Origin of the sequence: Lichenibacterium dinghuense (genome assembly GCF_021730615.1) — a bacterium.
Lineage (GTDB): Bacteria > Pseudomonadota > Alphaproteobacteria > Rhizobiales > Beijerinckiaceae > Lichenihabitans > Lichenihabitans dinghuensis.
In genome coordinates this window covers 2,091,201-2,117,822 of sequence record NZ_JAJLMN010000001.1, presented here as the reverse complement: position 1 = coordinate 2,117,822, position 26,622 = coordinate 2,091,201, and the positions used below count along the sequence as shown (strand labels likewise).

Here is a 26,622-nt window from a genome sequence, read left to right as displayed (position 1 = left end):
AAATCTCAGTGGAAAAGTTCGTGCCCCCTGGGTCACTTCTCAGCGGAATTCAACACCGAGCCGTCGTAGAGCAGCGTCCCCGGCCCCACGTCGCTGGCCGCAACGTCGTAGGTCGGCGCGAGGCCGAAGGCGGCGCTGTTGGCGAAGTAGCTCTCGCCGACCGTGTTGACGCCCGGCACGAGTTGCTGGGCGCGCTCGTCGCCCGAGCCCTGGCCGCTCGCCGCGTCGTGGAAGATGCCGCCCGGGCTCGTCCCGCTCGTTCCGCCTCCCGAAAGGACCAGCTTGAAGGCCGAGGGGCTGACCTGCTGCCCGTTGAGGGTCACCGCCAAGCGATAGTCGGTCGCCGCGGTCTCGACCGGGAAGTAATAGTAGACGTCGGCGGTGTTCACCCCCGCCACTGTCTCGACCGTCCCGGTGCCGACGAGCTTGCCCGATGCCTCGAAGACCTTGAGACCGAGTGCGTCCGGAGCGCCCTTGTTGTTCACGCCTTCGTAGGGCGCCGTCCATTGCAGATCGACGTGGGTGGTTTCCCCTGCTGGAATGGTGACCGTCTCGTATGGCGTGCCGTTGTCGAACACCTCGGCATTCGCGGCCGTGCCGTCGCTGAGCACGGTCTGCTGCGGGGTGAAGGGCTGTTCCAGGAAGGCTTGACCGAAATTGCCGGCGGAGGTGAAGACGTTCACGCCGGCCGCCACCGCGGCCGCCTCGGTCGTCGCGACGCTGGCGTCGATCTGGTAACCGGGCCCATGCGTGAAGGCGTCGTCGTCGACGATGACTTGGCAGCCCGCCGCCTGCAACGCCCTGACCGAGGCCGCGAAGTCAGCCTGCGAGTTGCCCTGCGCCGCGAAGTAGAGCTGCGCTCCCGGGGCGACTTGATGCACTTCCTCGGCCATGGCGCGACCCTCGTCGTCGCCCTGCGCGTCGTCGTCCCGCAGCACCGTGACGGCCGAGGTGCCGTCGGGGTTGGCGGGCAGGTAGCCCGCTGCGGCGTCGGCGTTCGCCGAGCCGGGCGCCACCGTGTCGAAGCTGTTGGAGATGATGCCGACCTTGACCCCGGCCCCGGTGATCGGCGCGCCTGTCGCGGGCGCGATCTCCGTCGCCCGCGCGATGTCCGCCCCCATGGCGCGGTCGCCGTCGGTGATCTGATACTTCTTGCGTGGGAGCGATCCGGCGTAGCTGACCGTGGTGCCGCCCTGTCCGTCGTCGGCGACGTTCAGCGCGCCGGCCGCGGCCTCCACGTCGTGCAGCGCCGAGAGCACCTGGCCCGACGCGCCGTAGAGCGACAGCGTCTGCGTGGCGGCATCGTAGGCGGCGCTGCTCGCCGCGACGGCGGTGAAGTCGATGAGGTCGCCCGAGGCGAAGCCCGTGACGGCGCCCGCGAAGGCGTCCGGCGCCGCGATCTCCAGCCGGCCGTCGACGCTTCCGAAAGCGATGGTCTGGCCCGACGACACGCTGCCTTCGAGTTCCACCGTGGTGGCGTCCTCCAAGGTGATCGTACCCGTCCCGGTCAGCGCGCCGCCGACGTCAATGAGGGGCCCCACCGCTGTGACGGAGGCGTTGTTGACCACCGTCGAGCCCGCGGCCGCCGTGATGCCTGCGCCCGCCTCGTCGGTTATGCGGCCTTCGAGGTCCAACGTGGCGCTCGGCCCGACCGTGACGGACGCGCCTCGGGTGATCAGCAACCCGTTCTGGACCGACGGGTCGCCCGACAGCGTCAGCACCGTGCCGGCGCCCGCGTCCGTCACAGGGCAGGCGATCGCCGATACGCCGTCCGAGGCGATCGTCGCCGAGCCTGCAAGCGTGATCGAAGAGAACGACTCGAGATAGACGCCCGACAACTGCAGCGTGGCGGGGTCGTTCGCGGCGTCACCCAGGGTTATGCCGAGGCCGTCGTAGATCGAGCCGTCGAGCCCCTCCGCCCCGATGAGGTCGGCGGTGCCGCTCCCGACCGTTGCGGTGTCGCCCGGAATGGGCGCGCCTGGCGCCCCCGTGTTCGCCGCGGCCCACCGGCTCGGGTCGGCCCAATCTCCCGAGCCACCGTTCCACGTGCGATTCGTCACGGCGTCTCTCCCAAGAGTTGATAGGAATGTAGTCGAGCCGGACAGAATGTCGATGACGTTTTGAACATCGGGAGCACCGATTGTTCGCCCATACGGTCCTTAACCAGGATCGCCGATCGTCAACAGAGCCCACATCGTCACTGCCCGGCGCCGCAGGTGTTCCGTTGATCCACTGATTTCTTATGACGTTCGTAGTCGTCCACCCATTCGAGGCGATCTTCTGGTGGCGAATCCAGCGTTCGCCAACCGATCTCGCCTTCCGAGCGGTGACGGCCGGATTCGAGCCAACCTTGCGCGTAGCGCCATCCGATGGCGTCACCTCGAGGCAGACATCGCCGGTCGAGATCGGGGGACAGCGTGCTGACCCGGAAACGGGGGCGACTTCGCTACCCTTGCTCGATGTAGAGCGCGAGCTTGAGGGCCGGGTCGTCGTTGGCCTGGAATGTCGCGTACTCGTAGGCGGCGGTTCCGCCCGTTCGGAGGTGTAGCCTCTTGGACCCGGACCGGGAAACCGCAATGTCGTGGTCGGCCCACCACGACTCGAATTCCGCGCTTTCGACGCGCAGGCGCTCGACAAGCCCGTCGAACGCGGGGTCACCCGGCCAAAGGTCGTGCGTCGCGCGGAACAGCGACAGCATGCGCCGGGCCTCCTCGGCCCATCCGGCGCCGAACAGCCGGCGCGCCTCTCCGTCCGTGAACATGAAGTGCAGGATGTTGCGCTCCCCCGTGGTGCGCAGCCCGAAGTCCGTCAGGAGGTCCGACGACGCCGCATTCCAGGCGAGGACGTCCCAACGCTGCCCCGTGACGTAGGCCGGTCCGGGCAACCCCTCGACGACGCGCCGCAGCGCGTCGGGGACCGTCTCGCGCACGAACGGCGCGCGCGCGGAGCCGCGCGCCAGGGCGTGGAGGTGGCGGCGCTCCCCCGCGTCGAGCCGCAGCGCCCCGGCGAGGGCTTCGACCGTCGCGCCGGAGGGCGACACGGCGCGCCCCTGCTCCAGCCGGACGTACCATTCCGTGCTGATGTTCGCGAGCCCGGCGACCTCCTCGCGGAGCAGGCCGGGCGTGCGCCGGGCGCGGCCTGCGCCGAGGCCCACGTCCCCAGGCTGCAGCTTGGCGCGGCGGGAGCGGAGGAAGGCTCCGAGGGGACGGTTTCCGGGCACGCGTGGCATCCTGGCACGATGGATACCAGGACAGTACCATCCCTCCACCGGTGACCGGCAAGGCCTTATCCCTCAAGTGTGATCGACCAATCGGGAGAGCCCTTGTGAGAGCTGTCGTGTTGAAGGACTTCGGACGTCCCCTCGAAATCGAGGACGTGCCTGATCCGATCCTCGGGACCGGAGAGGTGATCGTCGACGTCGCGGCCGCCCCCGTCCTGTCCTACGCCGACGAGGTGTTTAGCGGCGCCCGCAGGTACCTGCTGCCCACGCCCGTCGTGCCGGGCTGCGGCGCGATCGGCCGTGTGCGCGAGGTCGGACCGGACGCGACACGGCTGAAGCCCGGCGACTGGGTGTTCTGCGACCCGACCGTGCGGTCGCGGGACGACGCCCTCATGCCCGACATCGTGCTCCAGGGCTGGAGCGCGCGGGGCGAAGGCGGCCAGAAGCTGCAGGGCTATCACCGCGACGGCCCCTTCGCCGAACGCGTCCGCGTGCCGACCGAGAACGCGGTGCCGATCGGCGACATCGACCCGGCCGATGCCGGCCTCTGGTGCGCGGTCAACACGCTGCTGATCGCCTACGGCGGGCTGCTGGCCATGGAACTCAGGGCCGGCGAGAACCTCCTGGTGAGCGGGGCCACGGGCAACTTCGGCAGCGCCGCGACGCTGACCGCCCTGGCCATGGGGGCACGCTGCGTCGTGGCCCCGGGCCGAAACGAGGCGGTCCTGGCCGACCTCGACCGCCGCTTCGGCAGGCGCGTCGCGCCCGTGGTCCTCACCGGCGACGCGGCGCGCGACGGCGAGGCCATGCGGGCGGCCGCGCCGGGCGCCATCGATGCCGTGCTGGACTTCCTCCCCCCGTCCGTCGGGGCGTCCGTGGCGCGGACCGCGATCATGGCCGTCCGGCCCTATGGCCGGGCGGTGCTGATGGGCGGCGTCGGCATGCTGGGCGGCGAGGATCTCGCCCTTCCCTATCCCTGGATCATGCGAAACCTCGTCACCGTGAGGGGACAGTGGATGTACCCACGCGAGGCCGTGGCCGGGATGGTGGGCCTGGTTCGGGCAGGGCTGCTCAGTCTGTCCCATTTCGCCGTCACTGAGTTCGCGCTCGACGACGTGAACGATGCCGTCGCGCATGCTGCCGCCAACGCAGGCCCATTCCGGCTCACGGTGCTGAAGCCGTAGCGTTCGTCGATCCTGGTCATACTCGGCAAGCCGCCCAGAGCGCGGATCGGCGCCGACGGCCGGGGGTGATGCGCCATCGACCTTGCCCCGCTGTCCACCTCCAGACCCACCTTTCACCGACCGGGTGTGGTTTGCGGAGGCGTCGACGTCCTGGGCACACCCAAGCTTCACCGGCCTGCACGCAGGGCGTCAAGGAAAGTCGTCAGCACGGGGCGCATCTGCCGCCGGGATGGGTAGTAGACGTGAAAGCCCGGGAACGGCGGCGTCCAGTCCGCGAGCAGGCGCACCAGCCGCCCGCTCGCGACATGCGGGGCCACCTCGTGGTCGAGGAGGTAGGCCACGCCGAGGCCGTCCAGCGCCGCCCCGAGCATCAACTCAGGCTCGTTGAAGGCGAGCGCCCCCGCGACACGAACGGCAAGCACTTGGCCGCCGCGCTCGAACTCCCACGCATACAGCGATCCCGCCCCGGTCAGGCGGTAGTTGATGCAGCGGTGGCGGATGAGGTCGCCCGGCACCATGATCGGCTCAGCCATCGTCAGATAAGATGGCGCCGCCACGACCGCCATGCTCAGGTCGGACCCGACCTTCCGCACGATCATGTCGCGCTCGATCTTCTCGCCGAGCCGAATTCCCGCGTCGAACCTATCGGCGACGATATAGCCCGATTCCGTGAGGATGCGGGGTTGACGACGGGGTCGCTTTCGATTCGGTTTTGTGTCGATGATCAAGCGCCATTTCCTGAGCAAGGACGATCGTGCGCGGCTGACGGGCATCGCGCGGGATGGGCTTGAGGAGCATCGGGTCGCCCGGCGCGCCAACGCGATCCTTTTGTTGGACAAGGGCTGGAGTTGCGAGCAGGTTTCGGAGGCTCTCCTCCTGGACGACGACACGATCCGGAGCTGGTTCAAGGTTTATCGCGAGGGCGGCGTACCGGCTCTGGCGCGCTTCGACTTGGCGGGCGGGCACCGCGCCTTGACGGTGGAGCAGCTCACGGCCCTGAAAGCCTGGGCCACGGAGGCGCTTCCGGCGTCGACACGCGCGATCGGTCATCACATCCGGACGACGTATGGCATGTCGTACACGCGATCCGGTTTGATCAAGCTGATGGCGGCGCTGGATTTTGTCTGGCGCAAGCCTGACCTTGTGCCCTCGCATCTCGACCTTGCGGCGCAGGAAGCGTTCATCGAGCAGCATGAGCGGCTCCGCAACGGCCTTGGGGCCGACGAAGCGATCGTCTACGGCGATGCCGTTCACCCGACCCATCAGACGCGACCGGCGGGCGTGTGGATGCCGCGTGGCGCCGACGTCGCGGTTCCTGCGGCGTCGGGCCGTGATCGCATGAACATCCATGGTGTGATCGACCTGGAGACCGGCGCGACGCGGATGAAGGAAGTGCTTTCGGTCGATGCGCAAAGCACGATCGAGCTTCTGACCTCCATCGAGAACGCCTACACGACGATGCGTCGGATCCATGTCTATCTGGACAACGCCCGCTATCATCATGCCCGTGCTGTTCAGGATTGGATGAGGCAACCGGGACGGCGCATCGTGCTTCACTTCATCCCGAGTTACTGCCCTCACCTCAACCCGATCGAGCGGCTCTGGGGCGTGATGCACCAGAACATCACCCACAACCGGTACTATGCCACATTCAAGGACTTCGCGGAGGCGATCCTGACATTCCTCAAGGAAACGGTCCCGAAGCACTTCAGTCGCTTCTCATCCCGAATCACCGATAACTTCCGCATCCGAGACCCAAAGGATTCTCGGGTCGTCGCGTCGTAGATGTATATCTCGATAGGCGTAGTCGATCAGAACCTCGACGGTCGCATCCGGGTGCGCGGCGACGAAGGCGGGAAGCACCGGCCTGACCACTGCCTCGTAGGCCTGCCGCGTCATTGTCAAGCGCAGGGTGCCCGAGATCCGGTCGCGCCCACGGTCGAGCGCGTCGAGCGCGCCCTCGATGTTGTCCAGCGCCGGGCCGAGCGTCGCGAGCAGATCCTCGCCCGCTTCGGTCGCCGCCACGCTTCGGCTGTTGCGCGCGAGCAGACGCGTGCCGACCCGCGCCTCCAATCGCCGGATCGTGTGGCTGAGGTTGGACACCGACGTCCCGATCTGGCCCGCCGCACGGGTGAAGCTGCCCAGGCGCGCGACCGTCGCGAAGGCGGCGAGGTCGTCCAAGCTGGCCCGGTCCATCGTGTGACCTCGTTCAACGGCCCTTGTGATGGTGAGCAGCTAATCGAACGCTGTCTCGGCCGCTACGTCTACGTCATCACGCGATGGAGAAGGCCCATGATCACGAAGGATGCCGTCTGGCTCGTCACCGGCTGCTCGAAGGGACTCGGCCGCGCCCTGGCTCGTGAAGTGCTCGCTGCCGGCTACCGTGCCGTCGTCACCGCGCGTCGCGTCGAGGACGTCGCCGATCTCGCGGCCGAGCACGGCGACGCGGCGCTCGCCATCCCCCTCGACGTCACGGATCGGGAACAGGTGGCGGCCGCGGTCGCGGCGGCGGAACAGCGCTTCGGTGGTGTCGACGTGCTGGTCAACAACGCCGGCTATGGCTACCTCGCCGCGATCGAGGAGGGCAGCGAGGCTGATATGCGGGCGCTGTTCGAGGCCGACCTGTTCGGGCCCGTGGCCCTGATCAAGGCGGTGCTGCCCGGCATGCGCGCTCGGCGGCACGGACACGTCGTCAACGTCAGTTCGATCGGGGGCCTCGTGACCTACCCGGGCGTCGGCTACTACCACATGGTCAAATTCGGCGTGGAGGCGCTGTCGGATGCGCTGGCCAAGGAGGTGGGGCCACTCGGCATCGGCGTCACGGCGGTGGCGCCTGGCGCATTCCGCACCGACTTCCGCGGTCCCGCTTCGATCAAGCAGTCGGCGACGCGGATCGACGACTATGCCGAGACGGCGGGCATGTCGCGTGCCGGTACGCAGGCCGGCCATGGCAAGCAGCAGGGCGACCCCGCCCGTGGTGCACGCGCCATCATCGCGGCCGTCGAAGCCGAGCGGCCGCCGGTGCACCTGCTGATCGGCAGGGACGCGCTCGACCAGTTCCGCACCAGGCTCGACGACATGCGCCGCGAGACTGACGCCTGGGAGGACGTGACCCGCGGTACCGACTTCGAGGTCGAACTCTCGGGCTGATCTCGACGGATGCACCTCTGTTCCCTGGGTGAATCGCCGGCCGACAGCCGCATCTCCGGTACATACGTCGCTGTGGCCCGTGAACTCGTTCTCAGGTTCGCGGGCCGTCCGGCGGCGGCTCAGCACCCGCAGGGTGGTCGAGGTCCGCGGTCAGTCGAGCCCCATTCCGACCACGAGAGGGCGGAGCGGCACGAGGATACGATCTTCGTCGAGGATGGCGGCGAGCGGGTCGCCGTGGAAGTCTACGTTGATGGTGCTGCCCATGGTGGGGCTCCAGCTTCGCCCCGCTGCGGGGCGGTGAGAGTAGAATTCGCTCCGTGGTGGGGCGCCAACACGGAAGGCTTGTTCGCGACATTTCGGATTGGACGCGGATGTCTTAACCTTGAGCGTGCCGTTCCCTTGAACGTTCGCGCCCATCGGCCAGCCTCTACCCGAGCCGGATCGCTTCGGCCCGGCTCAGGCGACCGCGGCGAGATCCCGTGCCCACAGGACGTCGCGGTCGTCTTTACTTGGCGAAAAGGCCCGTCCGCGGGGGTGCGGACGGGCCGGGCCGGGGCGTGTCAGGGGCCGGGGGCGACGATCTTGCGGGCGTTGCTTCAGGGAGCCGTCGCGGCGTCGAGGGCCGTCTCTATCTCGCAGACGGTGAAATAGGCGCCGCTCCACAGGACGTCGTCGACGACATCGACACTGCCGTCCGTGGCGTGCCGCAGGACGCGAGCGAGACACTGCGCGCGTAGAAGGCCAGCCTCCGATTCGCTGAACTTGCGCTCGGCCGGGGTCATCGGAAGCGGTCCCATCGCTCGACGGGCACGCGGCCCCGGATATCGGCCAGCACGATCCCCTGAAAGCACGGCCATGAACACGGCGTTCGTCACGTGGTCGAAGAGCGTGATCTCCCGACGTGTGCCGCAGCTAAGCACCTTGTAAGCTGGGGTGGAAGGGTGGTTCAGGCTGCTCGGCCGAGGATGCACGATACCTGGACGGCCGACCACTCGCCGCCCCGCGCCCTGCGTACCTTGCGGGCGTTCAGCGCCTCCGCGACGGCCCGCAGCGAGATGGCGCCACCGGCCTGCACCTCACGGATGATCTGCAGCACGTTTCCGGCAAAATTGTCGGCCCGAGCGGCCTGCAGGACACACCCGAGCCGCTGCGCTTCGGCAAGGTTCGTGCGGTTGCCGAGCTTGGCGCCGGCCGCCTTTTTCTGCGCCAGCGCCGCCCGAGTGCGGGACGAAATCATCGCCCACTCCTTCTCGGCCAGGGCGGCTCAAATGTGCAAAATGAACGGGTCCGCATCCGAGCCCAACTCGGCGACGATGAAGGGCACGCGCTGCGCCATCAGGTTGGCGATGAAGGCCACGTCGCGGCTGAGCCTGTCGAGCTTGGTGACCCCACGGCGCCCTTCACCTTGCGAGCCATCGCCAGCTCTGCGGCGAACTGCGGGCGACGCTCCAGCGCGTCGGACCCCTTGCCCGTCTCGACCTCGACATGCTCGGCCACGACGTCGAGCCCGTTGGCCTCGGCGAAGGCCAGCACCGCGACGCGCTGGGCATCGAGCCCCAGCCCCGACCTGCCCTGTCTGTCGGTCGAGACGCGAAGATAGGCGACGACTTGGCGGACAACGGGCATGATGGCCTCGGATCGCTGTCTGTTACATACTTATGCGTTGCTTCACGGGTGCTACCTCATCATAAGCGAAGCGAGGGGGCGCTGTGCGCGCCTTTGGAGGAAGAGACGTGTCGATGACGGAAGAACCTGCCACCAGTCCCGACTTCACCGAGACGACGTCGGAGATCATCGCCGCCTATGTGTCCAAGAACTCGGTTCCTGCCGCCGATCTGCCCGACCTCATCAGGTCGGTGCACGACACCTTGTCGAGCCTCGGCAAGCCGGAGCAGCTTCCGGTTCCGGTGGAACTCAAGCCGGCCGTGCCGATCCGCAAATCCGTCACGGAAGACTACATCGTCAGCCTTGAGGACGGCCGGAAGTTCAAGTCGATGAGGAGATACCTCGCCGGCCTCGGCATGACGCCGGACGAGTACCGGGCCAAGTGGGGGCTCCCCAGGGATTACCCGATGATAGCGCCTGCCTACGCCAAAGCCCGGTCGGAGATGGCGAGAGGCATGGGGTTCGGAAGAAAGCGCGTAGGAGCGATCGCCCCGGCTCCGGCGGTAGAGCAGCCCGCCCTGCAGCCCGAGCCCGAAGCGCCGAAGAAGCGCGGTCGGGCGAAGAAGGCGGCGTAAGGCGTCACGCCAGCAACGGGCCGATCTCGATCTCGGGGCGGGGATGGTCAGGCATTCCCGCAGCCACGCCTGCTCGACGGCCAAGCCGCGAGTGGGGCGAAGAAAATATCCTCAGCTTCGCGAACTCCGTTAGTCGAACGTGTGTCATAGCAATATCGTCGGCAGAACTTGAGCGCTGACGACTGAGAGATCCATGCACTCTCGCTCGTCAAGTATCAGGTGAGATTAACATGCCACGCTATTTCATTGACGCCGACGATGGAGACTTCCCGCATCGCGACCTCGAAGGGCACGATCTGTCCGACACCGAAGCAGCGCGCAAGGCGACACTCGACGCGCTGCCCGACATGGCGCGGGACAAGATACCGGACGGTGACAACCGCATCTTCACGGCGACGGCCCGCGACGAGGACGGCAACGTTATCTACACCGCCAGCCTGACCCTCAAAGGTGTGCGGAGCTACGGAACGGCGCCGAAACCTGAGAGCCCAGCGGCTGGCTCGCTCTCCTCTCTGCCATGACATGCCGCACCCACTTGTGGTGAAACCCGCAGGCCTTCTCGACCTGCCGCAGCTTGTCCTCCGTGTCGGCCCATTCGATCGCCTCGCCGTAGCGCATACTGCGGATGCCCCGACTCGTTTCTGCCTGTGAGGCGACCAGCAGCTCGGCGTCGATCTCCCGCTGTTCCTCCGGGATCGGCGCGAGCAGGGAGCCAACATCCCTTGTACGTCGGGGCGCCGGGCCGGTTCACGGTTCCGCACGCCGGACAGAGCCGGGGTTTCGCCGGCACGCCCTTGCGCTGACGGCGTGGCTTGTCGTCGAGCGACCATGACCGCGCCTCGTCGGGCAGACCATGGGCGAGGCTGTTGCCGGCGTGGTGGAGGACGATCGCCCGGTCCTTGCCCGTCGCCGGCCCGAGCGCGCGGCCGACCTGCTGCAGGTAGAGACCGAGCGACTTCGTCGGCCGGAGCAGGACGGCGGCGCCGATCGCCGGCACGTCCACGTCCTCGAAGATCAGCCCGGCATTCGTCAGCACGTCGAGGTCGCCCGTGCCCAGCGCCTCGATGCGCCGCCGCTGCTCGTCCTTCTCGGCGTCGCCGCCCACGTGCGCGACCCTAAACCTGGCGGCGTTGAACCGCTCCGCCACGGCCCAGCTATGCGCGACCCCGGCGCAGAACGCCACCGCCGTCACGCCGCGGCACAAGCGCCCGTAGTGCTCCACCGCGTTGCCCACCAGCGCGCCGTCCGACATGGCCTCGGCCAGCTCGCCCGCCGCATAGTCGCCGCCGCGCGTGCGCAAACTTTGCTCTCCGGGGCTGGACTGCGTGTTCGCCGACACGGGCTACAATGCGCAGCAGACTTATGGGGCGGCAGCGGGCAACGGGCTGCGGTTGGAGGTCGTCCGCCGCAACCCCCATGCGATCGGCTTCGAGGTGATCAAGCGACGTTGGGTTGTGGAGCGGACATTCTCCTGGCTGGGCCGGAACCGGCGCTTGGCCAAGGACTTCGAGAACGTCGCCTCCACCCTGCTAGCCTTCGTCACGCTGGCCGCTATCCAGTTCGGCATCCGGCGACCCGCGCGATCGTAGGCTTTTGGGTCAGGCTTCGACCAAAAGGTTGGTCGCGGCGCGTACGGAAAAGTGCGGCATACGCCATGAAGTCGAGACCTCGCGCGTCGGTGCAGGCAATGGCCGAGCCCTGGCGGCGATCGAGGCGGAGCGTGCCCGGTCGGCGGAGATCAGAGCCGAACAGGATCGATTGGCGGGAGAGCCGTCCGAGCGCCGCCGCAAGTCATGGCTCGTACGCGCGCTGTGGATGCTCCTCGACCGCCACCCACCACGGTGGCTGCCGTTCTGAAGGGACGGCCCGCGAAGGTAGGGCTGGCTTGCCCGGGCTCAGGCGCGGGGCCACACTGGTGTGGAAGCAAAGGACGGTGCGGCGGCATGGCTTGGCATCGGAATGACGTACGGCCCTCCACCGCGACGCGGCGCAGGGCGTGGCTCGTCGTCGGACTTCTCTTCGCGGCCGGGTTCGTGAACTACCTCGACCGGTCCACGCTCTCGATCGCCAACCACGACATCGCGTCCGAGATGCACCTCTCGCCGGGGCAGATGGGCGCGCTGCTGTCCGTTTTCGCCTGGACCTACGCGCTGCTGCAGTTGCCGGCCGGCGCCTTGGCGGATTTGCTCGGGCCGCGCGTCATGTTGTTCGCCGGCATGACCGCTTGGTCGGTCGCGCAGGTTGCGAGCGGCTTCGTCCGCTCATTCGGCCAATTCCTCATCGCCCGAGGGGCGCTCGGCATTGGGGAGTCGCCGATGTTCACGGCCGGCGCCCGCGCGGTCGTGGACTGGTTCCCAGTCAACGCGCGAGGCTTGCCGCTCGGGCTGTTCAACGGGGCCTCCTCGTTCGGTCCGGCGGTCGCGCCGCCGTTGCTGACGGCGCTGATGCTTGCCTTTGGGTGGCGCGCGATGTTCGTCCTGATGGGCCTGCTCGGAGCCGGCGTGTCGCTCGCCTGGATTCTCCTCTACGGGACGCCCGAACGGAGCGGGGTACCCGAGCCCGACCTGGCCGCCCTCCGGGCCGGGGAGACCGTGCGGGCCGGGCCGGTCGGATGGCGGGTGTGGGCCGGGCTGTTCCGCGTACCCACTACATGGGCCATGGTGGGCGGCCTGTTCGGCATCGTCTACGTGACTTGGCTCTACGTGAGTTGGCTCCCGGCTTACCTCGAAGAGGCGCGCCAAGTCAGCGTGACCCGCACGGGGTGGCTTGCGGCCATCCCGCAGGCCGCCGGCTTCGCGGGGGCGTGCCTCGGTGGACTGCTGTCGGACGCGCTCGCACGGCGCGGGATTGCCCCGGTCGCCTCGCGCCGGATCCCGACGGTCGCCGGCCTCCTACTCGCTGCGGTATTCACGGCTGGGAGCGCCTTCGCGCCAGATATCGCGACCGGTCTCGGCCTCATGTCCGCCGCCCTGTTCTGCGCGTACGGGGCGGGATCCTGCAGTTGGGCTTTGGGAGCGACACTCGCGCCGGCGGACGCCATCGCCTCGCTCGAGGCGGTGCAGAACGTCGGGGGCTCGCTAGGGGGCGCCCTGGCGCCGCTCCTGACTGGGTTGATCGTCGAGCGGACCGGGTCGTTCATACCCGCATTCCTGGTCGCCGCCGTGATCGCGGCCCTTTCGGGTGTGAGCTATGCCCTGGTGCGGTCCGACGCTTACGCGGGATTGGCTGCACCAGATCGGGCGAGCGCGGACGAGACCCAAGGCGCGGCATCCGGCGGTCTACGTGGCTGATACCGTTCGCTTCGGGGAAGGGCCATACCGGCAGGGCCGAGCGGCTGATCGATGTCTCAAGGTTCTGGCCTTGGTGTTGTAACCTTGCCGACACTTCGACCCGGACCCAGGTAGGAACGAGTCGTGGCAGAAGTAGAGTTGTTGCCGCTCAGGCTAAGTCGTAGGCGTCGTAGCCGGCATTTACGAGGTGGTTTCGGCACTCGTCGGATTTGAAGCGGCTGACCAAAGGGCGTCGGTGACGAGAGGATCGCTCATCACTCTCGAACAGGCTCACGCCGGTTTCGTCAGGTGCTCTAAGCTCGACTTTCCGCATTTTTGGAGGCGCATCAGGTGCTGACCCAGAAGATGTCCTCGGCTGCGATGCAGGTGAGGGCGTCGTCGAGGGCGAGGATAGTGCTGCCGAAGGGGCCGGTCGAGGACCAGCGCTCCTTCCACAGGGACCAGTATAGAACTTCGAAGTGGCCGTCGGGTTTTGCCGGTCGCAGGCGGGCGACGGGTGTGCCCGACCGCGCATCGTAGAGCGTGTAGCCCCGGTTGCGCCGCTCGGCCACGAGAGAACCACGCGGGCTTCGAAACTGCGCGATGCGCATGATGACGTCGTCGTCCATGGCGGCGCAGGATATTCCGAGGGACTGGTCCCGTCACGGACCGTTTGCGCTCTGATGGGCTGGATGCAGGGCTTGCTGAACAACGGCGATGCGATTCTACGGCCGGGATGAGACCCCATCGCCAACGCCCCCCTTCCGACCTTTCCGCTGTGCCAGCGATCTTGTCGACATGGCTGACCGTACTGCGCCCGTGCTTCACTGCACCAGTCTGGACCCGAGTCCTCGTGCTGGTGGCCGGTGCGGTGTTGTCGCCCGGCGGACGAACCGTGACGCAAGCCCTGCGCGTGATGGGACTGGCCGGAAAACCCGGCTTCGGTCGATACCACGACGTCCTGAGCCGGGCGCGGTGGGATGCGCGCGACGTGGCGCGCAGGCTGCTCGGGCACCTCGTCGCCGTGCTGTCGCCGGACGGCGAGGTGATCATCGGCATCGACGACACCGTGGAGCGACGATGGGGGCCGAAGATCGCGGCGCGCGGCATCTATCGTGACCCCGTCCGTTCGTCCAAAGGCCATTTCGTCAAGACCAGCGGCCTGCGCTGGCTCGTGCTGGCCGTCATGCTCCCGGTCCCCTTCGCGGGCCGGCGCTGGGCGCTGCCCTTTCTCACCGTGCTGGCCCCTCGGAGCGCTGGAGCGGGCGCATCGCCAGCGCCACAAGACCCTGACCGACTGGGCGCGTCAGGCCATCCTGCAGAGCAGTCGCTGGCTGGGAGCCGCCGCGTCACCGTGGTGGCCGACAGCAGCTTCGCCGCGCTCGACCTCATCGCCGCCGTGCGCCGCCACGTCACCCTGATCACGCGGTTGCGCCTCGACGCCAACCTGTTCGAACCCGCCCCCGCGCGCGTTCCAGGCCGGCGCGGCCGCCCCGCCCTGAAAGGAAAGCGAGTGCCCAAGCTCGATGCCGTGCTGCGCGACCCGGCCACCGTCTGGACAAAGGTGACGCTGACCGAATGGTACGGCGGCCAAACCTGCAGGCTCGAATACACCTCGGCCACGGCGCTCTGGTCCAAGGCCGGCCTGCCGCCCCAGCCGATCCGCTGGGTGCTGGTGCGCGATCCGTCCGGCACCCGTGACGCGCAGGCGTTCCTGTGCACCGACGCCGACCTCACCGCCGAGGCGATCCTCACGCGGTTCGTCATGCGCTGGCGCATCGAGACCACCTTCCAGGAGGTCCGCCGGCACCTCGGCGTCGAGACCCAGCGCCAATGGTCCGACAAGGCCATCCTGCGCACCACACCTGCCTTGCTCGCCTTGTACTCCCTCGTCACGCTCTGGGCACACGAGCTGCACACCCGGGCCGGACCGATCCGCCCACAGACCGCAGCTTGGTACGACAAACGCCTGCCAACCTTCAGCGACGCGCTCGCCGACGTCCGCCGCGCGTTATGGTGGCCGCAGATTTCATCAACGTCCCCGCCCAGCCGAGACCCCGTCAAAATTCACCCCGACCTCCTCGACCGGTGGATCGACACACTGTGCCGCGCTGCCTGAAATGCGTAAAGTCGAGCTAAGCCGACGTGCCCGACAGGCGGGCACGGGCGGCGAGGTCCCGCTCGCGCTGCCCGACCCGAAGGCGGTAGCTGGCGTCTGTTTTGACACAGACGAGCGTGTAGGGCCGGCCCTGCTTCAGCGTCTTGCAGGCTAGGTCGCTGCCGCTGTTGCGGACTGTGTTCTCCACGTGCGAGCGATCGTGCTCGGACGCTTTCAGGGTCCAGGCCTCGCGTTTTGGGTCGGCGAGGAAACGGCCGAGATCGGCGCAGAGCCGGCAGTCGCATATCAGCGTCGCATCGCGCCTCCAGTCGACGGGCTCCACGAGGGGCTCCGCGATGCGCCTCTCGAGGTGGGCCAAGCTGACGGACCGCAGGCGCTCCCGTGCATCGGTGGCGCCCTCGTCGCCCAACTCGAGCAGTGCAGGGATCACGGCGTCATCGAGCCCGTAAAGGATCGGATGGGTCAGCATGATGTCGACGGCCTTTCGCGCGAGGCCGACATCGATGCGTTCGATGGCAGCCAATCCGTCCGCCACCGCCCCAGAGCCGACCTTGCGAGGGCCGCCGCTCCAGGAATGCTCCGCTGTGGCCATCGAGGGATCGGGCATGGCGGCCAACAGTGCATGGGCGGCAGGCCGGAGGGCGCCGGGTTCGATGTCGAGCACTCCCGGCTTGGCCGCCGCCTTCAGGAGGTCCGCCGCATCCGCGAAGGCGATCCCGGCATTGCCGGCCACGACGGCCTCCAGGACAGAGGCGATGCGTTCCCGCGGCAGCAAGCGCAGCGACGCGAGGATCTCCGGCGCCTGTCCCGCGAAGTAGAAGCCGCTCGCCACAATTTGGCCGAGGGCCTGCTCGACTCGCTCGACGTCGCGGAGGTGGCACAGCGATCCGAGCAGAGTCACCGCCTTGTCCGACGCGGGTCCGTAGCCTCGACGTCCCAGCGACCATGAAGCCAGCATGTGGCCCGACAGGGCATGTGCCTCGCCCCATGCCGGCGAGGCGCGATCGCCGCCCGCCTCGGCGACCCAGCGTTCGGCATAATCCGCCAACAAGGGGAGTGTGGCCGCGAGACCGCCCTGGTTGATGACCGCCAGGCGATTCGCCTTCGGCCAGACCACGAGCGCCACGTGGCGGTAGGTTCGCTCGAAGGAGGCACCCTCGTTGCCAGTCGCCTCGCGGAAGCTCTGGTCGTCGGGTGCCAGGTTGTCCAGGGCATCGGCAGGCGTGACCTCGCCGTCCTCGACCGGCAAGGGGCCGAGCGACGCCGGCGTGCCGTCGAGCCGCTGCCAGTCGGACAGGACCACCTCGCGGTCGAGCACCTCGACGACTTCGAACGCGTCCTCGTCATAGCTGCCACGGCGACCGTAGCCCCAACCGCCCATCTCCTCCGCGCTCCCGCTTTCCTTGATTGTCAGCAGGCCCAGGTACAGGTCGCAGTCCGCGGTCGCTGCGGCTTCGGCGAGCACGGCCGCCCTGGCGGCATCGATGCCTTTGAGAGCGTCGAACGAGAGGCCGGCGGGCGTGTAGGCGTGAGCCAGGGGAACCACGAGTTTGGCGGGAGCGTCGCCGTCCCAACGCCCGAGCCGTTTTGTCAATCCGAGGCGTTCGGGGCCGTGGTCGGGTGCCCGCAGCGTGCCACCCGGCGCGGCGCGAACGAGGTTGTACACCAGCGTCAGGCGCCAGCCTGACGTGACCGGTAGGACTTCGTGCAAGCAGTCGGCGTAGAATGCCGCGAACGCGGCCTGGGACGGCTCGGGCGGTCGCATGACATAGCTGACCTCCTGTCCCGCATGCCGGACCACGAGTTCGCCGCCGCTGCCCGGCGAGGGCAAGACGATGACCAGTGTCGCGAACATGCCGGGAACCTTCTCGGTGTCGCGATGCCCGGCGAAGAAGCCGCCGACGTCGTAGACAAGGAGTTTGTAGAACTCCGCCCTGACGGGACCGTCGACCCCGAGCCCCTCCGCGGCGCTCTCGACGATGCCGGCTAGCGTCCTCGCCCATCCGGCGCCCGCGATGGAAACCAAGCCGGTGCCGATCTGCCACGTGCGGCGCACGCTTGTGTCCACCAGGGTCTGCTCGCCGCGGCCGAACGGGGCGCGCTCCGCGACCGCGACGATCTGCTCGGCCTGGATCGGCAGCAGCGGCAGCGCGACGGTGCCGACGCCGTCGATCTCCAGATGTGGGGCCAGCAGGTCACAGAGGCCGCCGACGCTGAAGTCGCCCGGCCGCTCGATCCCGTCGAGGAGGCGCGCGAGGTCTGCCGCAAGATTCGGCATGGGAGGTTCCGTCTCCTTTGATCGGCAGTCATTTGCCGGATCTCCATACCAGCCTTTATCGGCGGCGACTCGACGATGGCGGACGACGCCGCACGGCCGCCGGAAACGCGCATTCACCATTGCCGGCAGTCCAAGGCCACGATTGCTGGCTTATATCCGTGTGCGTCGGGCGGAGATGATCGCCGCGACTGGAATGCGAGCCGGCGACCTCCAATCAGTGGACCAAACCGAACGACGCGCGGGTGGCGACGGCCTGCCACTACGAGGCCGGGCGTGCGATGGCGTCCTCATGGGGCACAGTCGGGCCGCAGCCTTCATGGTGATGCGTGCCCATCGCCGTGACGCCATGGTGGCGGCGCTCGCGACCGAGCCGGATTGCGAACCTGCCGACAACTGGCCGGGCGATCGGCCATAACGTCATGGCCATCGAGGAAGGGGGTGAACCGGTCGAGGCCGTGATACGCTTCCACAATGCGCTGCGCGAGCTTACGGGGCGGCGCGGGATCAGCGACGACGTGAGCCGGTATGAGGCTGTGGCGATGGCCGTCGTCGATCCGGTCGGAATAGCGGCCGTGAGCGTGATCGAGGACTATCCGACCAAGTCGAGCCCGCTGCGGGTGGAGCGGTTCTTCGAGACGCCCTACCTGCGCTATGACGAAAGGTATAGCTACAGCGCGCTGAACCTGAATCCGGTGATGCAGCGGCGTAAATGGGCGCCTACCGCCGCCGGCGTTCATCTACCGGTGCGGCTGGCTACGCTGGATTATCCGGTACGGATTACCTGGAAGGCGTCACGTCGGTGGCCGAAGCTAAACTGCCCTGTAACGCTCGTAGGCGGTCAGAACATCGCGCCGCAGTTCCACCTCGCGCATATAAACCTCGCGTTCGAGGAAGCGTACTTCCGCTCTGAAGTCGTCCTCGTCGATCTCCGTCCACCAAGCCTTCGGCCGGCCGTCGTCACCCCCACTCCAGCGATAACCGCGGGCCTTCAGCACGTCCTTCATTTCGAAGGGTGCTCGCTCGGCCCACACCCGCACCCGCGTGCGGCCTGAGGATCGCAGGAGGTGGGAGAAGGGTGTCGCGCCGGCGGCATCGCGGGCCAGCACCTCCAACAGGGCGTGGCAGTCGTCGACCGCCCGGTGCCCGTTGTGGAACAGGCCGCAGCCGTGGACGAGGTAGCCGAGCTTGGCGCCCTCGAAGCCGATGTCGCGCCACGGCACCTCGGCCACCGAGCAGGCCCAAGCCTTGTGGCGAAAGCTGTCGTCGAGCCGCTCGCAGAAGGCGCGGTCGAACTTGGCGTTGTGGGCGATGACGAGGTCGGCCGGCTCGACCAGGGCCCGCACGGCGGACATGTCGATGGCCTGTCCCGTCACCATCTCGGCCGTGATGCCGGTGAGGCGGGTGATCTCGGCCGAGATCTCGCCCTTCGGCTCGTGCAGCATGCCGAGCACGCCCACCACGGGGCCGATGCGCCCCTCGGCGTCGTGCGCGAATGCCACCATGCCGATCTCGATCACCTCGTGCTGGCGGTGGTCGAGACCAGTGGTCTCGACGTCGACCAGCAATGCGATGCCCTGGCCCGGCACACGCCGATAGGCGCTGTCGACGGGACGCGGCTTAAGGCGTCTGAGCACACGGTAGTCGTCGTGAGCGTCCAGGAGGCGTGCTGCTCCTTCCGGATTCGGCGCGGCGGGCGTATGCCGGCGCTTCGGCGACGCGACGCCCTGCCAAGCCGCCCGAGGTGCGATACCGTGCCTCTCACCGCCAAATAGGTCGGCCTGGGCCAGGCCCGTCCGGGTTGAGTCCGACGCAGGCCTCCCCCCGTCGATGGTCGTGGCCATCGTGCCGGAACATGCATCCATCCTGCAATCCTCCTGGTCGAGCCGCCCGGACACTCGGGAGGTTTCTCGCATGCACGGCGTGCCTGGAAATGGTGTGGGACCGCGTTCAGCCGTCGGCACGGCATTCCTTCCAGGGCGATGGCGTGGAAAGGGCCTTGTTCGAGGCGCGAGTGGGCTGCAATGCCTTCCGCCGCAGATGGGCGTGGGACGGGTTCGAAAGCCGGCCCGACGGCGTGTCCGAGGGGCTCGGAAATCCGGCTCATGCCCATCGCTCGTCCGCGCGGCGCATCGGACCCGTCTGATGCCGTTCCCGATCATCGAGCGTCACCTCGACCACGAGCGAGGGATCGAAGTCGACGCTCGGATGGCGACCTCTCGGGTTGGAGAGCACACGCGTGCGGCCGAGCATGTAGTCGCAGCATGCGTGGACGTGCCCATGTATCCAGAGCGACGCCCCGCTCGCGGCGACGATGTCGTCGAGGTCGCTGGCGAAGCAACCGTCCAGTATGCCGACGGCTGCCCGCCCCAGGCTGCGCCGGCTCGGGGCGTGGTGACTCACCACGACGGTCGGGCGCGCGTCCCGCCGGTCGAGTTGGCCCGCCAGGAACCTGCGGCTCGCGTGGTGCTGCGCGAGCGCGTCGTAGGGCCTGAACCGGATCCAGGGCTCCGGGAAGAGGGAGATGCGCTTGTGGTCCTCGATGCCGGTCGTGGCCGCGAACATGGTGTCCGGCTGCCCGGAGGTCCCGCGCAACAGGTAGTCGGTCCACAGCGTGGCACCGACGAAGCGCAACCCGGCGACCTCGGCCACGCTGTCGTCGAGCAGCGTTATGTCATGGATTGTCGCCAGCGAACGCGCAGCATGTCTTTCACGACCTATGGGACGTCCATGAAATTCCCCGTTGCCGAGCACGACGACCAGCGGCGTGGGGCGCGGGAAGGCCGCCCTCAGGAACGCGTAGGCCTTCGCGGCCCCGGAGGCGGTGTCCCCGGCCACCACCACTGCATCGACGCCGGGCACGAGCGTAGGGAGGGCGTGCGGTCCTGAGTCGAGGTGCAAATCGCTGACCACCTGCAACCGGGCGACGCTCGGAGTGGTGGCCGAGTCCGGCCCGGCCTTCCGCTCGCGGGGCTTCCGCACGCGCGGTCCGGTCCTGTCGTTCGTCGGGAAGTCGAGCATGTCGATCCGTGGCTCGCGATTGGAGGAAAAGTTCGGAAGGGCCGCATGCGGTCCGCTGGTCTCGGACAGTCGACCAGTCAGCGCCTCCGGCGGCGTGGGCGTGATCCGTCGGAGGAGGCAGGCGTGGGCATGAAGCAGCCGGCGTGAAGTCGGGGATCCTGCCTCGGGCTCAGTTCGGTGAGCCACCGCCCGCACCGGCGGCCGCGACGATGCGTTCAACCTCGGCCGCGTCCAGGAAGCCGCGTTCCAGGAGTGCGTCGGCGACGGCCCGGATGGCGTCGACCTTGCCGGCCAGGAAGCGCTCAGCCCTGACCATCAGCCTGCGCAGGTCCGCCTCGACCAGTTGACCGATCTCGCGGTCTTCCCGCACCGACGCCGATCGCAGGGCGTCCCCACGGTATCGCAGGCCCTGCCCCAATCCGTACGAGGCATGCACGGCCGTCAGGCGTGAGGTGGCCTGGGCGAGGTCGGAGGTGGTTGCCAAGTCGCCGACGCCGCCTGCGGCGGCCGTGGACTCCTTGAGGACGACCATCTCGGCGGCGCGGCCGGCGAGCAGCATGACGATGCCGACCTCGATCTCGTCGCGGGTGAGCAACGCCTCGTCCCGGTGGACGAGGGCGGTCCCGCCGTTCGAGGCGTGCGTCGGCGTGATCGAAGTCGAGACCAGCCTCCCGTCGCCCAGCAATGTTGCCGCGACGGCATGGCCGGCCTCGTGCGTGGCAACCCTGCGCCTGTCCCGGTCCGGACGCCCGTCGACCGGCAGGACCACCGCCGCTACGTCCTCTAGCAGGTCGCTGAAAAAGGTCGACGTTCAGCCCCTGAGCTTCATCCGGCGTCGTTTTTGGCGGGTGGACGATGGAAAGCGTGAGGGTCGGTCTTTTTGCTGTCCGCTCCTTTGCCGCCGCGACGGGGCTGGCGCTCGTCGCGACGGGACAGGGCCCCATGTCACGCCACCTCACGCCACCGCTGGTTCGGCCAGCAGCTTTGGCAGGCGTATGAGGTTGCAGGCCGCGGCCGAGACGGCGAAGGCCATGTCGACCCGCTCGCGGCCGCGCATCCGGATGCGGCGCAGCAGCCCGAACTCCTTGCCCCAGCCGAACCCCTCCTCGATGCGCTTGCGGATGCGCTGGCTCACGGCGTAGCCGGGGTGACGCGTCGTGCGCCCGTCGACGGCCGAGCGGCGCTTGGCCGTGTTGCGGGCGATGTGCGGCGTGACGTTCATGCTCCGCAGCTCGTTGACGAAGTCCTCGGCGTCATACCCCTTGTCGGCCCCGAGCGTGATGCGGCCCGGCCGATCGGCGCGTTTCTCGATCATGGCGAGGGCCGCGGTGCGCTCGGCGTGGCCGTTGGCCTCGGTCACGCAGCCGTCCACGATCAGCCCATGGCGGTTCTCCATCAGCGCATGCCCCATGAAGCACAGCCTGGCTTCCCGGCCCCGTCCCTTGCGGTAAAGCCGCGCCTCGGGATCCGTGACGCTCCGATGCGTGTCGTTGCTCAGGCGCTCCCCGTGGAAGTCCGCCTCGGCATTGCGTCCACCGCGTCCACCGCGCCCGCCCGCGGGCGGCTCGGCAGAAGCGGGCGGGTTCGGCGGCGTGTCGCCGTGCCTGGGCCTGAAGCTCTTCATCGAGGCCCAGGCCTGGATCAGCGTGCCGTCCACGCTGAAGTGGTCCTGCGACAGCAGCCGCTTCACCCGCGGGATGGCCAGCACCGCACTCAGGAACGCCGCCGCCACGCTGCCGTCGAGCAGGCGGTCGCGGTTCTTGGAGAAGGTCGAGGCGTCCCACACGGGATCGTCGATGCCCAAGCCCACGAACCAGCGGAACAGAAGGTTGAAGTCGAGCTGCTCCATCAGCTGGCGCTCGGACCGCACCGAATAGAAGACCTGCAGCAGCATCGCCCGCAGCAGCTGCTCGGGCGGGATCGAGGGACGGCCGATCTCCGAGTAGATCTCGCCGAAGCGCCCGTCGAGCGACGCCAGAGCTTCGTTCACCAAAGCCCGGATCGTACGCAGGGGATGATCCGAACGGACCCGCTGCTCCAGGTCCACGTAGGAAAACAGCGAGCCGCTCCGGCTGTCCTGTCCGCGCACTCGATACTCCCCCCATGAGCAAGGCGGAGTGAATCACGAACTGGCCAGACCCCGAAGCCTTTTTCAGCGGCCTGCTAGCCAGACCTCGCGCCCTTCCGCCCTCGCCCTGCGCAGGGCGGTCCTGGCCCAGGAGGCGACCTGCGCCTGAGCCGTGCCGACACACGTCCGCAGGACGCCTTCCAAGGCGTTGCGGGGCAGGGGGCAGGACGGTCCGCCGAGGTGATGGACCATGATGGAGGCGAGATCCCGGAGACCCGGCGGACCCACGTGGTGGTGGGTGCCGAACCGTCCCGGTCGCAGCAGGGCGGGATCGACGGCGTCGATGTCGTTGGTCGCGGCCACGAGCACGATGCCTTCCATGTCGCTCCCCCCGCCGTCGAGAGTGGCCAAGACATAGTTCACCACCGGGCGCCACCAGGAGCCCTCCCTGGCATCGAGCGCGCCGCGGTTGGGCAGCCCGTCAATCTCGTCGAGGAACAGGACGACGGCGCCGCGGGCACGCGCCTCGGTGCGGGCCTCGGCGAAGACGGAAGCCGCGGCCTTGATCGTCCCGCCCAGGTCGCCGGCGTTCGAGTTGAACCAGCCACCCACGCTCGTCCGAATGCAGCGGACGTCCAGGCTTCTGGCCAACGCGGGCGCGAACCAGCTCTTCCCGGTGCCGGGTGGACCATACAGGAGCGCCTGCGCGTCGAGCTGGCGCCAGGGGACCCGTCCGGCACGATATTCCGCGATGCCTTCCCGAAGGCCCTTGCCCCAGTCGGCCGCCGTCCCGTAACCGGCGAGGTCCTCCAAGCGCGGGCCGTCGGCGTCGACCGCCGACGACCCCTTCGCGCGCTGGGCACGCTGCAGCCGTGCGACGGTTCGTCTGCCAGCCTCGTCCAGGCGCAGGCAGGCCGCGATCTCGTGCAAGGTCAGGCCCTGTCCGAGGTCGGACGGGATCCTGCGCAGCTTACGGCCGTCATGCAGGGCGGAGATGACGCCCGCGATCATCGCAGGATTCGGGGCCTGCACGCGGATCGTCGCGTCCGCGACCGAGTGGAACTCCGGTCGCACGCCGGTCCGGACATCCTGGGAGACGCACAGCACGGCCGCGCCGCCTTGCAGCCACCGGATCGCGGAGACGGTGGATTCGTAATCGCTCGAGGGACGAGCGGCCGCGTCGCGGAACATAATCCTCACGGGTCGGCCGACCTCCGCCGCCATCTCCCGGAGCGGCCCTTCCCAGGATGCGTCCGGGACCCCTACACAAATGCAGAGACCATCGCCCGGGGTCCTGAGCCGGTGCATCAGCGCCGCACCCATGGCGCCCTCGAAAGCGGCGGAGGCGAGCAAGGACAGCATGCTGCGCTCCCGCGGTCTCGCCGGCAGGGGGAGCGGTTCCTCCCCGTCCTCATCCTGTTGCAGGGCTATTGCCGAGACGTCCGACGTGTTCGTTTCCGGCTGGGTCAGCCGAATGACTTCCGCCGACTCGACATGCGCTGTCTGCCGCTCGGGCTGCGGTTGCTCGTTCATGGCTTCGAATCCGTTCAAGGCGGGGGCGGGCGGCGATGCCGGCATGGCGCTGGCACCGGCGGTGGATGTCCTGATCTCAGTGGATGGGTTGGCTGCGGGCGCGTGCCCGGACCACGGCCGCCACGAGGCGGCTGAGATGGCGCACGCTGCCGCCGCGCCAGTGCCTCGCGACCATGCTCCGCTCGGCGGACGTCAGCGGTTCCACCCACCTCTCGTCCAGTCCGTCGTCGGCGGCGATCCCGCACATGACGGAGGGCAGGAGCGCGTCGAGATGGCAGGGGAGAGGGGCGGGGACCTGCACAACCCTGCAGCGATCCAGCAGCGGGGAGGGCAGGCCGCCGACCTCGTTGCATGTCATGACGAACGCGACATGCGAGAGGTCCAGCTCGACCTGGAGCTGGGGATCCGGATAAGCGCGGGACGTCTCGGGTTCGAGGAACCCGAGGAGGGCGTCCCAGAGCCTGCCGTTGTGCCGACCAACACCCGCCTTATCCACCTCGTCGATGAGGACAAAGGGATTTGCGGTCCTGCTGCGAGACACGGCAAGGAACGGGTGGCAGGACTCCGCAGTCGCCCAGCGTCGGTCGGTGCCGCCGAAGGACGAGTTGTCCGACCGGGCGGCATCCGTCCGCCAGAGGCATGTGCCGAGCAACTCGGCGAGCCGACGCGCGAGTCGGCTCTTCCCGGAGCCGGGCGGGCCGACGAGCAGCGTCGGGGGAAGGCGGACGGAGCAGGCTCCGGTCAGGGGGACGAGCAGCCTATCGATGGCGGCGAGGGCATAGGGGTACTCCTCGGAAAGCGTCCGAAGGACCGATGCCATGTCCGGCGCGGCCGTGAGCGGCAGGCCGACGCCGACCACGTGCGCGTGCGCCCTCACCACCTCGGTCAGCGACCTGTCCCGCCCGGCTATGGGAGGGCAGACCATGACGTGTGCGTGCTGAACCGCCGCCCGTGCGGGATCCGGCGTCGCGGCGTCGGTGAGGCAGGGCGTACCGGCTTTCGCCTCACCTTGAGCCCCGATCTCCAGGACCGTCTCGATGGCCTCGGTGAGATCCGAGCCGATCTCGAACGCGAGGCTGTGTCCGGACCGAAGCTGCGTCGGACCCGGTTCGACGCAGCGCGTGGCGAGAGCCATCCAGCCAATGCTGCAGCGCTCGACGTCCGCGAGCGTCGAGGCGTCGACCCCGGCGCGGCCGGCAACGCGCTTGGCGGCATGCAGCGAGCGGGCGAGGCGAAGCGCCTGGTCCGGCAACTCGCAGACTTCGGCCACGGTCATGGACGTGAGGCGTACCGCGTCCGCGAGACCGTGGAGCGTGGGGGTGTCCTCCTTGACGGCGAGTTCGTCCAGCGAGGTCGCGAGCGGCCGCCATGATGGCGTGCCCGGGTGGAGCGACCACGAGGTTGCCTCTTGTCCCAGGGTGGGGGCGACGACCGCGATCTCGGCCGCGATCAACGCCCTGGCGGCGTTGTCGATCGGCCGCAGGGCGTGCCTGAGGAGGCGCGGGAGGTCCGAAAGGGATGCGTCCCGACCGGCTGCCGCCAAGGCCACCACCCTGATCGCACCGGAGATGATGTCGTCGGCCATCAGCGCGGAACCTCGACGACGAGGGCCGGGTCGAAGGCGGGATTGCCCTCGCCCGAGCCGCGCGGGTTGCAGATCACCCGCGTGGCGCCGATGCGGTACTCACAGGCGGCGTACGGGTGGCCATGGATCCAGAGCGCGGCACCGCTCGCCTCGACCATGCGGTCGAGGTTGCTTGCAAGCGTCGGGGCGAGGGGGTCGTCATCCCAGCCTGGCTGGAGGCTCCTGGCGCTCGGCGCATGGTGCGTGACGACGACGGTCGGGCCGTCCCATGGCTCGCCGAAGATCCGCGTGAGGTACGCCGTCGAGGTCTCGAACAGGGCGCGGGCATGCTTCGGCGTGAACCAAAGGGAGGTCTTGTCCACGAGTTTGATGCGTTGGTGGTCTGCCGAGCCTCGGGCCGCTGCGGCCATGGCGTCCAGCATGTTCCGCTCGCCACGGATGTCGTAGCCGGACCACATGGTCGCCCCCACGAACCGGACGCCGCCGACCAGGGCGGTCCCGTTCTCCAAGAGCTTGATGCCGTAGCCGGGCGCGAGTTCACGCGCGCGGTTCAGCTCACCGATGATGGTGCGCCCGTGGAAGGCGTGGTTGCCGAGCACCACCAGGATGGTGGTGGGCGGCGGGAACGCCGCCCGCAGGTACGCAAAGGCCTTCTCGGCCCCTTCGCATGTGTCGCCGGCGACGACCACGGCGTCGGTGCCGGGTGCCAGGCGGGGCAGGGGCATGTCGAAGGAGTCGACGTTCAGGTCCGAGAGAACCTGGATGCGGAGCGGGGGATGGCTTGTCGGCGTCTGGGCGCGAGCGCTCGCGCCGTCGCCACCCCAGCAGGGCGGCACGGTATCGGAGAACATCGGGAAGCCTTTCGGCGAAGGGAAGGGGACGGCGCGCCCGCACGCCCAGGCATCGCGGCGATCCCGGCTCGGTGCGCCGGGAAAGCCGCGGTCAGCCCACGGGGCGC

The 26,622-nt window shown here is 68.6% G+C and carries 26 protein-coding genes; 8 read left to right on the top strand and 18 right to left on the bottom strand.

The features are described from left to right. Positions 1-32 precede the first annotated feature (32 nt). Both L7N97_RS10285 and L7N97_RS10280 read right to left on the bottom strand, forming a co-directional pair. Complete coding sequence (locus L7N97_RS10285) at positions 33-2,060, bottom strand: S8/S53 family peptidase (RefSeq protein WP_237478209.1); 2,028 nt, start codon at positions 2,058-2,060, stop codon at positions 33-35. Between the two features lie 386 nt (positions 2,061-2,446). Beyond that, on the bottom strand, positions 2,447-3,220 hold the full coding sequence (locus L7N97_RS10280; RefSeq protein ID WP_237478208.1) for a helix-turn-helix transcriptional regulator: 774 nt from the start codon (positions 3,218-3,220) through the stop codon (positions 2,447-2,449). Between the two features lie 104 nt (positions 3,221-3,324). On the opposite strand from L7N97_RS10280, the gene L7N97_RS10275 reads away from it, so the two are divergent. Beyond that, entirely contained in the window at positions 3,325-4,404 is a 1,080-nt protein-coding gene (locus L7N97_RS10275; RefSeq protein WP_237478207.1) for an alcohol dehydrogenase catalytic domain-containing protein, read from the top strand. Between the two features lie 167 nt (positions 4,405-4,571). Here L7N97_RS10275 and L7N97_RS10270 read toward each other — a convergent pair whose 3' ends face one another. After that, the gene (locus L7N97_RS10270; RefSeq protein WP_237478206.1) at positions 4,572-5,132 is read right to left on the bottom strand and encodes a LysR substrate-binding domain-containing protein; all 561 of its coding nucleotides are present in this window, start codon (positions 5,130-5,132) and stop codon (positions 4,572-4,574) included. On the opposite strand from L7N97_RS10270, the gene L7N97_RS10265 reads away from it, so the two are divergent. Then, positions 5,125-6,189, top strand: coding sequence for an IS630 family transposase (locus L7N97_RS10265; protein ID WP_237482154.1), 1,065 nt, complete (start codon positions 5,125-5,127; stop codon positions 6,187-6,189). The two genes, L7N97_RS10270 and L7N97_RS10265, sit on opposite strands and share 8 nt — an antisense overlap. On the opposite strand, the gene L7N97_RS10260 is transcribed toward L7N97_RS10265, so the two are convergent. Beyond that, entirely contained in the window at positions 6,124-6,585 is a 462-nt protein-coding gene (locus L7N97_RS10260; RefSeq protein ID WP_237478205.1) for a LysR family transcriptional regulator, read from the bottom strand. The two genes, L7N97_RS10265 and L7N97_RS10260, sit on opposite strands and share 66 nt — an antisense overlap. 111 nt (positions 6,586-6,696) lie before the next feature. Between L7N97_RS10260 and L7N97_RS10255 the strand changes: the two genes are divergently transcribed. Then, complete coding sequence (locus L7N97_RS10255) at positions 6,697-7,554, top strand: oxidoreductase (protein ID WP_237482152.1); 858 nt, start codon at positions 6,697-6,699, stop codon at positions 7,552-7,554. A 150-nt stretch (positions 7,555-7,704) separates the two neighbouring features. Here the strand turns inward: L7N97_RS10255 and L7N97_RS10250 are convergent, their stop codons facing one another. The 4 genes from L7N97_RS10250 to L7N97_RS30185 form a co-directional block, all read right to left on the bottom strand. Then, positions 7,705-7,818 (bottom strand): phage antirepressor N-terminal domain-containing protein, encoded by a 114-nt coding sequence (locus L7N97_RS10250; protein WP_237478204.1) that lies wholly within the window; start codon positions 7,816-7,818, stop codon positions 7,705-7,707. Between the two features lie 332 nt (positions 7,819-8,150). After that, positions 8,151-8,336, bottom strand: coding sequence for a hypothetical protein (locus L7N97_RS10245; protein ID WP_237478203.1), 186 nt, complete (start codon positions 8,334-8,336; stop codon positions 8,151-8,153). A 164-nt stretch (positions 8,337-8,500) separates the two neighbouring features. After that, positions 8,501-8,791 (bottom strand): hypothetical protein, encoded by a 291-nt coding sequence (locus tag L7N97_RS30190; RefSeq protein WP_309242785.1) that lies wholly within the window; start codon positions 8,789-8,791, stop codon positions 8,501-8,503. Between the two features lie 98 nt (positions 8,792-8,889). Beyond that, the gene (locus L7N97_RS30185) at positions 8,890-9,180 is read right to left on the bottom strand and encodes a recombinase family protein (protein WP_309242784.1); all 291 of its coding nucleotides are present in this window, start codon (positions 9,178-9,180) and stop codon (positions 8,890-8,892) included. Between the two features lie 113 nt (positions 9,181-9,293). Between L7N97_RS30185 and L7N97_RS10235 the strand changes: the two genes are divergently transcribed. Together L7N97_RS10235 and L7N97_RS10230 are read left to right on the top strand one after the other, a co-directional pair. Continuing rightward, positions 9,294-9,794 carry a Ros/MucR family transcriptional regulator gene (locus tag L7N97_RS10235; protein ID WP_237482150.1) on the top strand — a complete coding sequence of 167 codons (501 nt, stop codon included), beginning with the start codon at positions 9,294-9,296 and terminating at the stop codon, positions 9,792-9,794. 230 nt (positions 9,795-10,024) lie between these two features. Next, entirely contained in the window at positions 10,025-10,315 is a 291-nt protein-coding gene (locus tag L7N97_RS10230; protein WP_237478202.1) for a DUF6894 family protein, read from the top strand. On the opposite strand, the gene L7N97_RS10225 is transcribed toward L7N97_RS10230, so the two are convergent. After that, entirely contained in the window at positions 10,255-11,094 is an 840-nt protein-coding gene (locus L7N97_RS10225; protein WP_237478201.1) for a DEAD/DEAH box helicase, read from the bottom strand. The two genes, L7N97_RS10230 and L7N97_RS10225, sit on opposite strands and share 61 nt — an antisense overlap. 25 nt (positions 11,095-11,119) lie before the next feature. On the opposite strand from L7N97_RS10225, the gene L7N97_RS10220 reads away from it, so the two are divergent. Then, positions 11,120-11,383: a transposase gene (locus L7N97_RS10220; RefSeq protein ID WP_237478200.1), complete on the top strand. Its 264-nt coding sequence runs from the start codon at positions 11,120-11,122 to the stop codon at positions 11,381-11,383. Between the two features lie 204 nt (positions 11,384-11,587). After that, complete coding sequence (locus L7N97_RS10215) at positions 11,588-13,084, top strand: MFS transporter (protein ID WP_309242783.1); 1,497 nt, start codon at positions 11,588-11,590, stop codon at positions 13,082-13,084. Positions 13,085-13,410: 326 nt separating this feature from the next. Here the strand turns inward: L7N97_RS10215 and L7N97_RS10210 are convergent, their stop codons facing one another. Further along, positions 13,411-13,692, bottom strand: coding sequence for a hypothetical protein (locus L7N97_RS10210; RefSeq protein WP_237478198.1), 282 nt, complete (start codon positions 13,690-13,692; stop codon positions 13,411-13,413). Positions 13,693-13,799: 107 nt separating this feature from the next. Between L7N97_RS10210 and L7N97_RS10205 the strand changes: the two genes are divergently transcribed. Next, the gene (locus L7N97_RS10205; protein WP_237478197.1) at positions 13,800-15,182 is read left to right on the top strand and encodes an IS701 family transposase; all 1,383 of its coding nucleotides are present in this window, start codon (positions 13,800-13,802) and stop codon (positions 15,180-15,182) included. A 16-nt stretch (positions 15,183-15,198) separates the two neighbouring features. Here the strand turns inward: L7N97_RS10205 and L7N97_RS10200 are convergent, their stop codons facing one another. The 8 genes from L7N97_RS10200 to L7N97_RS10165 all read right to left on the bottom strand — a co-directional run bounded on the left by L7N97_RS10200 (position 15,199) and on the right by L7N97_RS10165 (position 26,515). Beyond that, entirely contained in the window at positions 15,199-17,460 is a 2,262-nt protein-coding gene (locus L7N97_RS10200) for a 2OG-Fe(II) oxygenase (RefSeq protein ID WP_237478196.1), read from the bottom strand. Positions 17,461-18,269: 809 nt separating this feature from the next. Further along, positions 18,270-19,301: a 3'-5' exonuclease gene (locus L7N97_RS10195; RefSeq protein ID WP_428981054.1), complete on the bottom strand. Its 1,032-nt coding sequence runs from the start codon at positions 19,299-19,301 to the stop codon at positions 18,270-18,272. Positions 19,302-19,560: 259 nt separating this feature from the next. Next, positions 19,561-20,478, bottom strand: a complete 918-nt coding sequence (locus L7N97_RS10190; RefSeq protein WP_237478195.1) for a metallophosphoesterase — start codon at positions 20,476-20,478, stop codon at positions 19,561-19,563. A 169-nt stretch (positions 20,479-20,647) separates the two neighbouring features. After that, the gene (locus L7N97_RS10185; RefSeq protein WP_237478194.1) at positions 20,648-21,247 is read right to left on the bottom strand and encodes a M41 family metallopeptidase; all 600 of its coding nucleotides are present in this window, start codon (positions 21,245-21,247) and stop codon (positions 20,648-20,650) included. A 186-nt stretch (positions 21,248-21,433) separates the two neighbouring features. Further along, on the bottom strand, positions 21,434-22,567 hold the full coding sequence (locus L7N97_RS10180) for an IS5 family transposase (RefSeq protein ID WP_237478193.1): 1,134 nt from the start codon (positions 22,565-22,567) through the stop codon (positions 21,434-21,436). A 63-nt stretch (positions 22,568-22,630) separates the two neighbouring features. Then, the gene (locus tag L7N97_RS10175) at positions 22,631-24,079 is read right to left on the bottom strand and encodes an AAA family ATPase (protein ID WP_237478192.1); all 1,449 of its coding nucleotides are present in this window, start codon (positions 24,077-24,079) and stop codon (positions 22,631-22,633) included. 76 nt (positions 24,080-24,155) lie between these two features. Next, complete coding sequence (locus tag L7N97_RS10170) at positions 24,156-25,664, bottom strand: AAA family ATPase (protein ID WP_237478191.1); 1,509 nt, start codon at positions 25,662-25,664, stop codon at positions 24,156-24,158. Next, positions 25,664-26,515: a metallophosphoesterase family protein gene (locus tag L7N97_RS10165; protein WP_237478190.1), complete on the bottom strand. Its 852-nt coding sequence runs from the start codon at positions 26,513-26,515 to the stop codon at positions 25,664-25,666. The genes L7N97_RS10170 and L7N97_RS10165 overlap by 1 nt, the downstream gene beginning before the upstream one ends. Between the last annotated feature and the right edge of the window lie 107 nt (positions 26,516-26,622).